Genomic DNA, 12,861 nt, shown 5'->3' with positions numbered 1-12,861 from the left:
ATAAGGAATGGCAGTACATTATATTTCAGCTGACGTAAGCATTATTGGAGGTGGCAGTGCAGGTACAATAGCGGCGATAAAAGCTAAAAGCAAAAATCCTGACGCCAAAGTCATTATCTTAGATAAGGGGCCCATAGAAACTTCAGGTGCCATTGGTAGAGGAATGGACGCTCTAAATATTGTGGCCGTTCCCGGATATGGCACACCCGAAAATGTAGTGGAAGCACTTACCAAGGTAACCGAAGGGATATTAGATCAAGAATGCGCCTATGTACTTGGCGAAAAAAGCCTTCAGGTGATTAAGGATCTTGAAGAATATACTAACCGCGAGCCTGGTGATTTGTTTCCGATTGATGAGAATGGCAATTATAAAGCTAGCTTTCTCCATCCGACCGAACATCCGTTATATCTTGCTATGGATGGAGAAGACATTAAACGGGCTTTGGCTAAAAGGGTACGGGATCTAGGGGTGCAGGTACTTGACTTTACGCCTGCCGTACGTTTCTTAACTACCGATGGCCGGGTGTCGGCGCTGCTTGCTTTTAATATCCGCACAGGTGATTTTTATGTAATAAATACACCTACCGTTATCTTGACGGCAGGTGCTGTTGGTAAGTTTGGTCTGCCAAGAGATGGTTATCTCAGTGGGTTATACGAGTTCCCGGGTAATACCGGAGAGGGATTTGCCATGGCGTACCATGCAGGCGCTAACTTAATAAATCTGGAATGTTTCCAGACTAACCTATTGATGAAAGACTACAATGGGCCTGCTTGCGGCTATGTGGTTATACCAAGAGGCGGTTATGGTGTAAACGCACTGGGTGAGAAGTACTGGACTCATGGTTACTGGTCAGGAGATATGTTCTTGGCTGTTTGGCGGGAATTCCAGGAGGGAAGAGGACCTGTGTATCTTAAAATGGACCATCTTCCTGAAGAGACTATTCAAGGTCTGGAAAAAATCCTATGGGGAACCGAGCGTACATCGCGGGGACTTTTTCATATTCAACGGGATGAAAACTATAGACGATGGGATTCAGTTGAGCAGGGTATGGAGGAAATAACGCTATGCAGCGGGCACAGTATGTCTGGAATACAAATAAATAAGCATACAGAAACCAACGTGCCTGGCTTGTATGCTGCTGGCGATTGCGCGGCAGTTCCTCATCAGTACCTTACAGGGGCGTTTGTGTTTGGTAGTATTGCCGGAGAGCGTGCGGCAGAGTTTGCGAAAACGCATAAGGCGCCGCAGCTCGACGTCGACATAAATCAACTTATCAAAGAAGTTGTACGGCCTTTAGAGCTGGCAGAGGGTATACCGGTAGAACAAGTTGAATATAAGATTCGTTCCAAGATAAGTCAATATCTAACGCCCCCGAAGAGTGATCCACTGATGAATAAGCTGCTATGGTGGACGGAAAGAATTCGCAAAGAGGATTTGCCGCGCATAAAGGTTAATGATTATCATGATTTAATCAAAGTAACCGAGATACAAAGCATTATCGATTGTGCGGAAATGGCGGCCAGAGCATCATTGTACCGGACAGAAAGCAGATGGGGACTAGGTCATTACCGTTTAGCATATCCTCAGCGTGATCCGGACTGGGACAACAAATGGGTAGTGTTACATAAGGATAGAGCGTCCGGAAGCATGATTGCCTCTCAACAAGAAGTGCCTGCCCCTCAATGGACATTCCCGGCCAGACTTGATTATGAATATCCAGCTTTAAATCTTAGCATTGGTACTGGCTATAAACACCCGCCTAATAAGGTAAGAGATCCCTGGATTGAAGAAAAGGTTCAAAGAGAGGGCTTTGAAATTCCGGCCCGGTTTGTTCCAGGAAAAGGGGGCGTAAAGTAATGAGCTGCAAAGAAAGCAAACAGTATCAATGGCTAGATTTTAATGGTGAGAAGTGTAGTTCCTGCGGTTTGTGCATTGACTACTGTCCGCGTGATGTTTTGAGAAAAGGAGACGATGATGTACCATTTATGAAATACCGTGATGACTGCTGGTATTGTGATATTTGCTCATTCGTGTGTCCGAATAAAGCAATTACATTGAAAGAGGTCCCTTATCTTATCAAATAATAATTAATTTATGTTGACAGCAATTTAAAGGTACTATATACTAAACCTAATATATTGGCTGATCAGAGAACTGAAGGCTAAGAATTCTTTGGAATTCTTGGCCTTTATTTTTTTTATTTAAAAAATAAAGCTTATTGAGAAAAGCGGGGAGGAGAGTCAATGGAAAAAATTGCTTTATGGTTGAAAGAAAATTATCTTGCATTAGTGGCACCTGTCTTACTCCTGGCTGTATGGGAGGCGGCCAGTCAGCTTGGTTTAATTCGGGCCAACCTTTTGCCAAGGCCTTCCGTCATTGCCGTTATGTTGGTTGAACTACTGGCTTCCGGAGAATTGCTTGCTAATTTAGGCGTTAGTATTCTGCGGGTTGCTGAAGGATTTATTATTGGGGCAGGGCTTGGCGTTCTAGTGGGTGTTCAGGTAGCGTTATCAAAGAAAATGCGGATAGCAGTTAGCCTGATTTTTGGGGTGCTTAGACCTATTCCGGTCATTGCCTGGATTCCGGTTCTTATTTTATGGATGGGAATTGATGAAGGCTCAAAGATTACCGTTATCGCTATTGGGAGTTTCTGGACGGTATTGGTCAGTGTAGTAGAGGGAATTAGAAATGTCGATAAAAAATACCTGGAAGTAGCTACTATCTTGGAAAAGGATCATATGACACTGTTAACCAAGGTGATTTTGCCTGCAGCCTTGCCAGCAATCTTTACTGGTGTTCGAGTCGGCATTGACGTGGCGTGGCGCAGCGTAGTGGCAGCTGAGCTGATTGCAGCAGCCTCGGGTATTGGTTATATGATTATGTATGCCAGGGAATTATCACAAATTGATGTTGTATTGGTTGGCGTACTTTCCATTGGATTTACCGGAATCATTATTGAACAACTGTTACAATTGCTCGAAAAGCGTTTGCTAAGATGGAATGTAAACATTCACTAAAGGGAGTGAGAGAGATGAGCCTAGCGTCGGTAATACCACAAACGCTTACGATTGATAATTTGAATAAAACATTCCAAATCGCGGGTAAATCGGTGGATGTTTTGAAAGATATTAATTTAACGGTAGCGCCGGGGGAGTTTATCAGCATCATAGGTCCCAGCGGCTGCGGTAAAAGTACACTTCTCAGGCTTGTTGTCGGTCTGGAACGAGGTTTCTCTGGAGAGATACGTCTTGGTGAGGATTTGATTGAGGGACCAGGAGTAAACAGAGGGATGGTTTTCCAGGAGGCACGGCTATATCCTTGGTTAACGATCGAAGAGAATGTGCTTTTTGGGTTGGGCAACGGGCGTAGCAATGAGGAAAAGCAGCGTATTGTTCAGGAACACCTGGAACTGGTGGGCTTAGCCGGGTTTGCAAAGGCCTATCCGTATCAATTATCTGGCGGTATGCAACAGCGGGTTAGTATAGCAAGGGCATTAGTAAACCGTCCACAGGTTTTATTGCTTGATGAACCGTTTGGTGCCCTGGATGCTATGACGCGTATTACGATGCAACAGGAGATTATCCGTATATGGGGAGCAGAAAAGACTACAATTTTGTTGGTTACCCATGATATCGACGAAGCCATCTTTTTGGGAGACCGGGTTGTAGTGATGTCTAAGCTGCCTGCTACGACGAAATCTATTATTCCTGTTGATTTGCCCCGTCCGCGTGACCGGAACAGTTTTGAATTTGTAAAAATCCGTAAGAAAATTTACACTGAATTTTTCTCAGACGTTGAAGTGCCGTTTGCTTATAGTATCTAAAGCAATGCTTAACTTAGTCGACGAAGGGGAAGCGGTACTGGTAATCGGGCTTCAAATGGAACTTATTAAAATTTTAAAGCAATAAGGGGTTGAGAGTATGAAAAAGAAACAGCTGGTGGTATTTCTTTTGGCATTATTTGTGATTGGCATTTTGACTGCAGGGTGTGCTGGTAAAGACACTAAAACAGCAGAAGTAGAAAAAAAGGCGGAGAAACCGCAGGAAATTCACGTTGCTTATCAAAACTCAAGCATAATCATTCTATTGGCAAAGGCCAAAGGAATGTATGAAGAAGAATTCGCCAAAGATGGAGTAGCTGTAAAATATGATCTCTATCTGTCAGGGCCACCCATGATTGAAGCCTTTGCCGGCGGGCGTGCCGATTTTGCACACACTGGTGATATGCCGCCTGTATCGGCTCGGTCAGCTGGTATAGATATCAAGGTAATTAGCCGTGCCGGCTATACTCCTGGGGGTAATGCGCTGTTGATTCGGCCCGATTCACCGTTTAAATCTGTTAACGATTTGAAAGGAAAAAAGATAGCTGTGCAGGTTGGTTCGAGCGCCCATCATTTCTTAATTCTTCTGCTGAAGAAAAATGGCTTAAATACCAATGATGTTAATATTGTTAATCTGCCGGCAAGTGATCATCAGGCAGCATTGGAAACTAACAATGTGGATGCAGTGGTAACCTGGGAACCGTGGAATTCTGTTTTAGAGAATGCTAAGGCTGGCAAAATTCTGGAAGATTCTTCGAGTGGAGTTAAACGCTATATTGGCGTATTCCTGGCTCGAAATGAGTTTGCGCAAAAATACCCGGATTACGCAGAACGCATCCTTAAAGTGAACGAGAAAGCTGCTGCATTCATCAAAAGTAATCCAGATGAAGCATTGGAGTTAATTGCGAAAGAAAGTAAACTTCCTGTATCTGCTATTTCAAGAATTGTAAAAAGCTCTGATTGGGATTCTAAAATAGTTCCGGAAGATATCGCTGCTCTCCAGCAGGTAAAGGACTTCCTCAAAGAAACCAAAGTCCTCAAGAAAGACTATGATATTAACGAGTTATTTGACGACCGTTATTATAAAAAGAGTAAACAATAAGAGTGTATCTACCGCCATTTATGATATTGATAAGCGGACAATGCATTATGCCTAGGGTAATCCCTGCAAGCAAACTTTTGCACAGTATACCGTATAAGGGGAGAGAGTATGAGTTTTGAATCCTTGGCTCAGTTGATTAAATATCGTGTTTTGAATGACGGTGAACGTATCTTTATATCAGCGCCGGAACAAGGGACTGACTTAACTTATGGTGCGTTCTACCGGGTAGCGCAAGAATTTGCGCAACAGTTAGGGCAGCTAGGTTTGCAAAAAGGTTCACGGATAGCACTGATATTGGATAATGGAGTAAACTGGGTGGTCGCTTTTTGGAGTATTCTTTTGGCAGGCGGGGTTGTTGTTCCGCTGAATCCCCGGTTCAAACCCTCGGAAATCTCGGGTTTACTGGAACAGGCCGGGGTTCAATTGATTATTGCAGACCGCGAGGGGGCCAAGGCATTGCCCCCCCAATTTAATGAAAACATCAGACGATATCAAATAAATAATGAAGGAAAAGAAGAACTCTGTATTATTACTATTTTTGAAAAATGTATAAAGAACGTATTGCAGGCGTCTGAGCCAAACGTTGCTGATGAGGCTCTCTTGCTTTTTACATCCGGATCAACAGGAGTTCCCAAAGGCGTTGTGCTGACCCATGGCAACCTGTTGGCTGAAGCTGGCTTCATCAGCCAGGGACACCAACTAACAGCAACGGATATTGTTCTATGTATACTGCCCTTTTTTCATATCAATGGACTGGTAATTACGCTAATTACCCCTATGTTTACTGGGGGGCAGGCTATCGTACCACGAAAATTTAGTGCCAGTAGATTTTGGGGTTGGGTCAATCAATATCAGGTAACCTGGTTTAGTGCTGTTCCAACCATTTTGTCGATTTTGCTTTCAAAAGAAGTCGATGAGTCTGTTCGGTCAGCTAGTCTGCGGTTTGCCCGTTCGGCATCATCGTCATTGCCGGTAGCTATTCTGCAAGAATTTGAAAGGCGGTTTGGCGTGCCGGTGATTGAAGCCTACGGGTTGTCTGAAGCGGGAAGTCAGGTCGCAACCAACCTGTTGCCACCTGGAGCTAGAAAAGCCGGTTCAGTCGGATTGCCTGTGGGTAACGAAATTCGAGTTGTTGATGAGCAGAGCAACCTAGTCTCTACCGGGGCAGTAGGAGAGGTTATTCTCCAGGGGGCTAATGTTACCCCGGGATATCTCAACAACCTTGAAGCTAATAAGGAAAGCTTTAAGAACGGCTGGTTCTATACGGGTGATTTGGGCTATTTTGATGAAGACGGATATCTCTTTCTGACTGGCAGAAGAAAAGAATTGATCAACCGGGCCGGGGAAAAGATTTCGCCACGGGAAGTGGATGAGGTTTTGTATCAATTGACAGAGATTGAAGTGGCTGCAGCGGTAGGTGTGCCTGATAACTTATTTGGTGAGGAAATCGTAGCTTTTGTACAATTAAGGCCAGGAGCGCAATTGAGTACAGAAAAAATACTGGATCATTGCAAAACATGTCTGTCCGATTTCAAAATCCCCAAAAACATTCTATATCTAGACGATTTTCCTAAAGGACCTAATGGAAAAATTCAGCGGCGTAAACTAATCGAACTTTATAGCAGACTCACTGCGGCTTCTCCTGCCGCAGCGGGGAGCGAGAGCGTCGTAGCATCTCAGTGAACCAGAAATTATCGTAGAAAGGAGCTAGCGGCTATTATGGCTTGCAAGCAACAAAAGAACAAAAAATATAATGTAGAGGTCGATGGGCAAGGTTGCAAGGATTGCGGCTATTGTATAGAAGTTTGCCCCCAAGGAGTGTTTACTCAGGCTGACTATTTTAATGATAAGGGATATAGGCCGGTACAAGTTAAGTCTTCAGAAGCATGCATCGGCTGCCGGCGCTGCTATTTTGCGTGTCCGGATTTTGCCATTACTATAAATGAAAAACCGGCGAAGGAGGATTGTCGTGAAAAGAATATTTGATACAGGCAATGCAGCTATTACTGAAGCCGCTATTTTTGCCGGTTGCAAGGTATTTGCAGGGTATCCGATTACGCCGGCAACCGAGATTGCCGAGAATATGTCCCGCCGCCTGCCCCAGATAGGTGGCTATTATATTCAGGCTGAGGATGAGTTATCAGCCTTGCATATGTGTATTGGCGCTTCGCTGGGAGGGCTCAAAGCCATGACTTCCACATCAGGCCCCGGTTACGTTCTGTACGCTGACCCATATGGCTGGGCTTTGGGCAGTGAAATTCCTGTTGTCATAGTAAATGCCCAACGTGTCGGTCCTGTAAGCGGGATTACAGGAGCGCCTGGTCAGGGTGAATTTTATCTCAGTCGTTATCCGACCCACGGGGGCAATTTTGAGAGTATTGTGTTGACGCCAAACAGTGTACAGGAGGCGTTTTCATTGACCGTCGAGGCTTTTTATCTTGCGGAACGGTTTCGGATGCCTGTCACTGTTTTGGCTGATCAAATTGTTACCGATGGTTGGGAAACGCTCTTGATACCAGAGACAGAAGCGGAAGCCAGGGAAATGGGACTTAGGGTTGCGCCAAGAAAGATTAATTATGGACCTGAGTTTTATCCGGCAACCGATGAAATAGATGTTCCACCTGTAGTATTAGGGCATAACACGGGGGCGGCTTGCTCAGACTGGACGCCTACGGCCGAAGGCTTTGATACCGAAGAAGTGGAATGGCAGCATAAGCACGCGTATCGCTTAATCTACAAAGTAAGGAATCATAAAGATCTAATCACTCGTTATGAAGAGATTGACACCGATGATAATCCGGACGTAATTCTTGTGGCTTACGGCAGTCCGTCGCGTGTATTAAAAAGTGCGGTTAAAGCGGCCAGAGAACAGGGGTTAAAGGTCGGCGGCATTCGTTTGGTTTCAATATGGCCCTTTCCGGATGAAGCATTTAGTCGGAGTGCCAAATATTTATCTGTGGAACTTAATTATGACGGCCAGTTGGTGCGGGAAGTTCAGCGATCAGTCCAGAAAGGCAGTGAAGTGCATTTTTTAGGAAGATGTGGGGAATTGCCCAAGGTGGCAGAATTGGTAGATGCAGCACGCACTTTAATTAATAATCAGCCACTGGAAAGCATAAAGTGGCAGCGGGAGGCCTGGTAGCATGGACTATTTAGCAACAAAATACTTAAAGTCAAAAAAAATACCCAGTACCGCCTGCAGTGGTTGTGGTCTGGGACAAGTTCACAAAAAGGTTTTGCTGGCCATTGATGAGCTGGCACTCACTACCAGTGATATTGTATGGGGAACAGGCATCGGCTGTGCCGGACGGCAGACCTTTAACACCTGGAAAGGAGATAACTTTGCTGGTACTCATGGACGTGTATATGCCATTGCCACTGGTCTGCGCTTAGCGCTCCCGCCAGAACAAAAAATAGTACTTACAGTGGGCGATGGCGATGCTTTCGGCATTGGGTTGTTACACCTGCTGCATTGTGTGCGCAGAAATGTGGATATGACCGTAATCGTGGCCGATAACTTTGGCTATCAGTCTACCGGCGGCCAATATGGCTATACTACCCCCAACGGTTCGGTGACAGACAGCAGTCCCTATGGTATGCAGGACCCTAACTGGGTGCAGGATGGACGGGATATTCTGGATATTTTGAGAGCGGCCGGTGCGGGTTTTTTAGCCAGACACACAAGTATAGAAGGCCAAAATGCAGTAGAGAGCATTAAAAAAGCCATTCAGTTTAAGGGATTTTCTTTGGTGCATATAGCCTATCCGTGCATAACTAACTTTGCTGGCAAGGCTCTGGGGTCACGAAAGCCGGTAGTGGCGTACCGCTGGCTTACAGAGCGAACCAATCCTGATCCGGCTAAAAATATCGAAGGAATTACTTTTAAGACAGGTATTTATCATCAGGCTTCAGAGCCTCGGCCAGAGTTTTCTGAGCAAATGAGAAAATTTACAGAGGCCGTGCGCGGGGAGGTTTAACATGAAACGAACGGAAATATTGGTTAGTGGTTTTGGCGGTCAGGGTGTTGTTCGTCTGGGGCAAATTTTTAGCACGGCCGCGGTCTATGAAGGATTGTTTACCACCATGCTAGTAAGCCATGGGACTGAAACCCGGGGTGGCTATGTCCGCAGCCAAATTGTACTGTCCGGTTCACCGATTGACAGTCCGGTGGTAGAAACACCTGATTACTTTTGTGCAATGTCAAAATCGGCATATACCAAGTTTGCCAGTTTAGTAAAGCAGGGTATAATTATTTTTGATCCAGGATACATTGAACCCGATCCGGGGTTAGCTGTTCAACATATGCCTCTGCCGGCGAGGGATATTGCTGTAAAGGAATTGGGACGGGATATTTTCGCCAATATTATTTTTTTGGGAATGCTGGGCCAGTACTTACAGGTGGCAATCAGTAAAGAAAGCTTGTTGAAAGCATTAGAAGAACGGGTACCGAAGTTTGTTGAGGAGAATATAAGGGCGTTCGAGCTTGGTTATACATTAAGTCATACCACTATTTGAATCAATATATATGCATATATATTGATAGACCGGAGAAAGAATGCCTCCGGTCTATTTATTTTATATCAATGCTTGTATATCACAGGATTTGTCATTATAATTTTCATCAGTACCAGCTAAAAATCAGAATAAATACGTTAGGGGGGCATTTTTTGAAAATACTTTTTTGGGATATTGATGGAACACTAATCAGAACAGCAAAAGCCGGCTTATATGCTTTTGCGCAGGCAACAACAGAACTCTGGGGCAGCGCAGTGGACTTTGACACCCTTACCACTGCCGGGATGACAGACAATTATATAGCAAGACAGATTATTGAGGTATCTTCCGGTCGTGAGGCAAGCCGGAGCGAGATAGACCGTTTATGCCGTCGTTATGAAGAGCTTCTTCCCCGGGAGCTGGCTGCCAGAAAAGGATTGGTTTTGCCTGAGGCAGCCAATATATTGGCTTGCCTGCATGAGCGTGACGACTACAAGCTGCTGTTGTTAACAGGCAATAGTAAAATAGGTGCACAAATAAAGCTAAAGTATTTTGCACTAGATCGGTATTTTGATTTTGCCAGCAGTGCATTTGCGGAGCAGTTTGAGCGGAGGAGTGATATAGCCAATAGCGCGCTGGAAATAGTGCATGCAAACTGGGGTGACCAGCATAAAATTTATGTAATTGGTGATACTCCTCATGATATTGAGTGTGGTAAAGGCATTGGAGCGCACACAATCGGCGTTGCTACAGGCAGGTATTCTCTAGCAGAATTACAAAGCTTGTGCCCCTGGTGGAGTATGGAATTTTTGCCGGAAGCGGAGATTTTTGCAACTAAGATAGCCACAAGTGTGTAATGCCAGCTATAGTGAGTATGCTGAGCTTCTACATATATTTTGTATTGCGGTAAAGGTAAGAAGGAAGCGATTGTCGAACAGAATATAGTGAGCCCGGCATACTAGTCAAAGGAAATGAGGTTGTACAATGAAGAAAAACGTTGTTTTAATTACAATTGCGCTGCTGCTGCTGGTCTTGGCAGGATGCGCTAGTGAAAAAAAAGAAAATACGGCGCAAAAGCAAGGTCAGCTGCAGAATATTACCATTGGTCTTATGCCTGACGTAGATTCCATTCCTTTTATTATTGCTCAGGAAAAGGGTTATTTTAAAGAAGAAGGGGTAACGGTTACGCTAAAACCGTTTAAAAGTGCCATGGAACGGGATAGTGCCCTGCAAAGCGGTAACCTGGACGGTGCCATCTCGGATGTGTTAGCCGAGGCTTTTGCTAAGGCGGGTGGCTTTGATACTGTGATTACTGCCTTAACAAACGGCAGTTATAAATTAATTGTGAATAAAAGTGAGACAGCCGCAGCTGTTCAAGATCTCAAGGGCAAAAATGTGGCTATTTCTAAAAATACCATTATTGAATATGTCACTGACAGGATAGCAACAGAGGGCGGATTAGCCACAACCGATATGAACAAAACCGTCATTCCGCAGATTCCGGCACGCTTAGAAATGCTGCAAAATAATAAGATTAGTGCTGCCACCTTGCCTGACCCGCTGGCAACAGTAGCTGTAAAAAATGGCGGCAGGGTAATAAATACGTCAGAACAACTGGGCATTAATCCAGGAGTTATGCTATTTACTACCAAGGCTATCAATGAAAAAGAGAAAGAAATTCAGGCTATGTATCGGGCATATAACAAGGCTGTAGATTATTTGGCGAACGAACCCATAGACAGCTACATTGATATGGTCATCGAAAAAGCCGGTTTTCCGCAAGACGTTAAAGGAGCACTTATTCTGCCTAAATACAAAAAAGCGACCGCACCACAGCAAAAGGATATTGATGATGTGATTGCCTGGATGCAAGCAAGGCAGCTTATTCAGCAGAAATATCAATATACCGAGTTGGTTGATACCCGGTTTGTCAGGCAGTAAGCTATGATCCAGATTAAAGCTTTGCATAGTGCTTATGAATCTAGCGGCGTCCGCACCGAGGTGCTTACAGATATTAATCTGGAGCTGGCCGCCGGGGAGACTTGTGCCATCATTGGTCCTTCAGGTTGTGGAAAATCAACAATGCTAAAAATTCTGGCCGGAATTATTACCGACTTTGATGGTACTGTCCTAATTAATGGACAACCGGTTATGCCTGAGCAGCAGACTATCGGGTTTATTCCGCAGAACTATGGATTATTGCCCTGGAAAAACATAACAGATAACATTCGGCTTGGTGTCAAAATTAAGAACAAAAATACCAGTGACAGTGGCAAGAATCTTGCAGAGATGGTGCAACTGCTGGGGCTGGGCGGCTTGGAAACCCGTTATCCCGGCGAACTTAGCGGCGGTCAGCAGCAGCGGGTTGCGTTAGCTCGTGCTTTTTTGCTGCAGCCTGATTTGTTACTGATGGATGAACCATTTTCTGCCCTGGATGCCATGACGCGGGAAGAAATACAGAATGTGTTTTTAGCTGTTTGGAGAAAATATTCTGTTTCCACCATCCTGGTTACCCATCATGTGGAAGAAGCTGTGTATTTGGGACGGAAAATCGTGATTTTATCGGCTGCTCCGGGGACAGTCAGTAAAGTATTCGATAATCCACTTTTTGGGGTAGAAGATATTCGTAACCGCCAAGATTTTTTTCAACTCTGTCTTGAGTTACGACAGACAATAAAAGAGGATTGGTCAAAATGAAAGAAAAAGGAGCAGGGGTTTGGTATCTCTATGGTATGCTAATCTTCCTAATTCTATGGCAGGCAGTTGCTAGTTGGTTGCAGTTGCCCATTATTCCATCTCCGGGGATTGTACTTGTTAATTTGCTTCATATTTTTTTGCCACAAATTGCTGTTCATGGGCTTTATAGTTTGTGGCGGATTGTTGCTGGAGTTTTGCTTGCTGTCATAGTTGGTATTCCGCTAGGGCTCTGTATGGGCTATTTCTCCAAATGGGACAGGCTGTTATCGCCTCTCGTTTATTTAACATACCCTATACCCAAAATTGCCCTTTTGCCTGTCGTAATGTTACTGTTGGGCTTAGGTGAGGTAGCAAAGATTCTAATGATATTTTTAATCGTTGTCTTTCAGGTAATTGTTGCTGTAAGGGATGGCGTTAAAGGAATTCCCAAAGAAACCTACTACCCGCTATATTCGCTGGGGGCCGGGTTCGGTGACATCTTTCGCGATATTCTCATTCCGGCTTCTCTGCCGAAATTTTTGACAGCGTTACGGGTGGCTATGGCTACGGCTGTATCGGTACTCTTTTTTACCGAAACCTTTGGAACCCAGTATGGGATGGGGTATTTCATTATGGATGCCTGGCTACGGGTCAATTATTTGGAAATGTATTCCGGTATAGTAGTATTAAGCACTATCGGTTTGATTTTATTTGGAACCATTGATTACCTGGAACGAAAACTGTGTGGCTGGCAGTATAAGTAACTGT

General features: G+C 44.6%; 14 protein-coding genes. All 14 read left to right on the top strand.

Annotation, left to right across the window (positions count from 1 at the left end):
- The first annotated feature begins 7 nt into the window (after nucleotides 1-7).
- The 14 genes from SALPA_RS07310 to SALPA_RS07245 all read left to right on the top strand — a co-directional run bounded on the left by SALPA_RS07310 (nucleotide 8) and on the right by SALPA_RS07245 (nucleotide 12,857).
- On the top strand, nucleotides 8-1,858 hold the full coding sequence (locus SALPA_RS07310) for a fumarate reductase/succinate dehydrogenase flavoprotein subunit (protein ID WP_145091684.1): 1,851 nt from the start codon (nucleotides 8-10) through the stop codon (nucleotides 1,856-1,858).
- Nucleotides 1,858-2,085 (top strand): ATP-binding protein, encoded by a 228-nt coding sequence (locus SALPA_RS07305; protein WP_145091681.1) that lies wholly within the window; start codon nucleotides 1,858-1,860, stop codon nucleotides 2,083-2,085. The genes SALPA_RS07310 and SALPA_RS07305 overlap by 1 nt, the downstream gene beginning before the upstream one ends.
- Nucleotides 2,086-2,244: 159 nt before the next feature.
- Nucleotides 2,245-3,018, top strand: a complete 774-nt coding sequence (locus tag SALPA_RS07300) for an ABC transporter permease (protein ID WP_145091678.1) — start codon at nucleotides 2,245-2,247, stop codon at nucleotides 3,016-3,018.
- Between the two features lie 14 nt (nucleotides 3,019-3,032).
- The gene (locus SALPA_RS07295) at nucleotides 3,033-3,824 is read left to right on the top strand and encodes an ABC transporter ATP-binding protein (protein WP_145091675.1); all 792 of its coding nucleotides are present in this window, start codon (nucleotides 3,033-3,035) and stop codon (nucleotides 3,822-3,824) included.
- Nucleotides 3,825-3,921: 97 nt separating this feature from the next.
- The gene (locus tag SALPA_RS07290; protein ID WP_145091672.1) at nucleotides 3,922-4,923 is read left to right on the top strand and encodes an ABC transporter substrate-binding protein; all 1,002 of its coding nucleotides are present in this window, start codon (nucleotides 3,922-3,924) and stop codon (nucleotides 4,921-4,923) included.
- Nucleotides 4,924-5,031: 108 nt separating this feature from the next.
- Nucleotides 5,032-6,606, top strand: coding sequence for an AMP-binding protein (locus SALPA_RS07285; protein ID WP_145091669.1), 1,575 nt, complete (start codon nucleotides 5,032-5,034; stop codon nucleotides 6,604-6,606).
- 36 nt (nucleotides 6,607-6,642) lie between these two features.
- Nucleotides 6,643-6,909, top strand: coding sequence for a ferredoxin family protein (locus SALPA_RS07280; RefSeq protein WP_145091666.1), 267 nt, complete (start codon nucleotides 6,643-6,645; stop codon nucleotides 6,907-6,909).
- Nucleotides 6,893-8,065 carry a 2-oxoglutarate ferredoxin oxidoreductase subunit alpha gene (locus SALPA_RS07275; protein ID WP_145091664.1) on the top strand — a complete coding sequence of 391 codons (1,173 nt, stop codon included), beginning with the start codon at nucleotides 6,893-6,895 and terminating at the stop codon, nucleotides 8,063-8,065. Before SALPA_RS07280 ends, SALPA_RS07275 begins: the two co-directional genes overlap by 17 nt.
- Before the next feature lies 1 nt (nucleotide 8,066).
- Complete coding sequence (locus SALPA_RS07270) at nucleotides 8,067-8,900, top strand: thiamine pyrophosphate-dependent enzyme (protein WP_145091661.1); 834 nt, start codon at nucleotides 8,067-8,069, stop codon at nucleotides 8,898-8,900.
- 1 nt (nucleotide 8,901) lies between these two features.
- Nucleotides 8,902-9,438, top strand: coding sequence for a 2-oxoacid:acceptor oxidoreductase family protein (locus SALPA_RS07265; protein ID WP_145091658.1), 537 nt, complete (start codon nucleotides 8,902-8,904; stop codon nucleotides 9,436-9,438).
- Nucleotides 9,439-9,590: 152 nt separating this feature from the next.
- Nucleotides 9,591-10,274: an HAD family hydrolase gene (locus SALPA_RS07260; protein WP_145091655.1), complete on the top strand. Its 684-nt coding sequence runs from the start codon at nucleotides 9,591-9,593 to the stop codon at nucleotides 10,272-10,274.
- A 127-nt stretch (nucleotides 10,275-10,401) separates the two neighbouring features.
- A complete protein-coding gene (locus tag SALPA_RS07255; RefSeq protein WP_145091652.1) occupies nucleotides 10,402-11,358 on the top strand; it encodes an ABC transporter substrate-binding protein in 957 nt (318 codons plus the stop codon).
- Nucleotides 11,359-11,361: 3 nt separating this feature from the next.
- Nucleotides 11,362-12,114: an ABC transporter ATP-binding protein gene (locus SALPA_RS07250; RefSeq protein ID WP_145091649.1), complete on the top strand. Its 753-nt coding sequence runs from the start codon at nucleotides 11,362-11,364 to the stop codon at nucleotides 12,112-12,114.
- Nucleotides 12,111-12,857 carry an ABC transporter permease gene (locus tag SALPA_RS07245; protein WP_145091645.1) on the top strand — a complete coding sequence of 249 codons (747 nt, stop codon included), beginning with the start codon at nucleotides 12,111-12,113 and terminating at the stop codon, nucleotides 12,855-12,857. The genes SALPA_RS07250 and SALPA_RS07245 overlap by 4 nt, the downstream gene beginning before the upstream one ends.
- The last annotated feature ends 4 nt before the right edge of the window (nucleotides 12,858-12,861 follow it).

This window comes from Sporomusa sp. KB1 (assembly GCF_007830295.1).
Taxonomy (GTDB): domain Bacteria; phylum Bacillota; class Negativicutes; order Sporomusales; family Sporomusaceae; genus Sporomusa.
Note: the sequence above shows the minus strand (reverse complement) of the source record. Positions and strands in the feature narration are given on the sequence as shown.

Excerpts from the sequence above, each read along its gene's own strand:
- SALPA_RS07300 (WP_145091678.1), top strand. The coding sequence starts at position 2,245 with ATGGAAAAAATTGCTTTATGGTTGAAAGAAAATTATCTTGCATTAGTG.
- SALPA_RS07295 (WP_145091675.1), top strand. The coding sequence starts at position 3,033 with ATGAGCCTAGCGTCGGTAATACCACAAACGCTTACGATTGATAATTTG.
- SALPA_RS07305 (WP_145091681.1), top strand. The coding sequence starts at position 1,858 with ATGAGCTGCAAAGAAAGCAAACAGTATCAATGGCTAGATTTTAATGGT.
- SALPA_RS07250 (WP_145091649.1), top strand. The coding sequence starts at position 11,362 with ATGATCCAGATTAAAGCTTTGCATAGTGCTTATGAATCTAGCGGCGTC.
- SALPA_RS07285 (WP_145091669.1), top strand. The coding sequence starts at position 5,032 with ATGAGTTTTGAATCCTTGGCTCAGTTGATTAAATATCGTGTTTTGAAT.
- SALPA_RS07270 (WP_145091661.1), top strand. The coding sequence starts at position 8,067 with ATGGACTATTTAGCAACAAAATACTTAAAGTCAAAAAAAATACCCAGT.
- SALPA_RS07265 (WP_145091658.1), top strand. The coding sequence starts at position 8,902 with ATGAAACGAACGGAAATATTGGTTAGTGGTTTTGGCGGTCAGGGTGTT.
- SALPA_RS07280 (WP_145091666.1), top strand. The coding sequence starts at position 6,643 with ATGGCTTGCAAGCAACAAAAGAACAAAAAATATAATGTAGAGGTCGAT.
- SALPA_RS07245 (WP_145091645.1), top strand. The coding sequence starts at position 12,111 with ATGAAAGAAAAAGGAGCAGGGGTTTGGTATCTCTATGGTATGCTAATC.
- SALPA_RS07255 (WP_145091652.1), top strand. The coding sequence starts at position 10,402 with ATGAAGAAAAACGTTGTTTTAATTACAATTGCGCTGCTGCTGCTGGTC.
- SALPA_RS07310 (WP_145091684.1), top strand. The coding sequence starts at position 8 with ATGGCAGTACATTATATTTCAGCTGACGTAAGCATTATTGGAGGTGGC.
- SALPA_RS07290 (WP_145091672.1), top strand. The coding sequence starts at position 3,922 with ATGAAAAAGAAACAGCTGGTGGTATTTCTTTTGGCATTATTTGTGATT.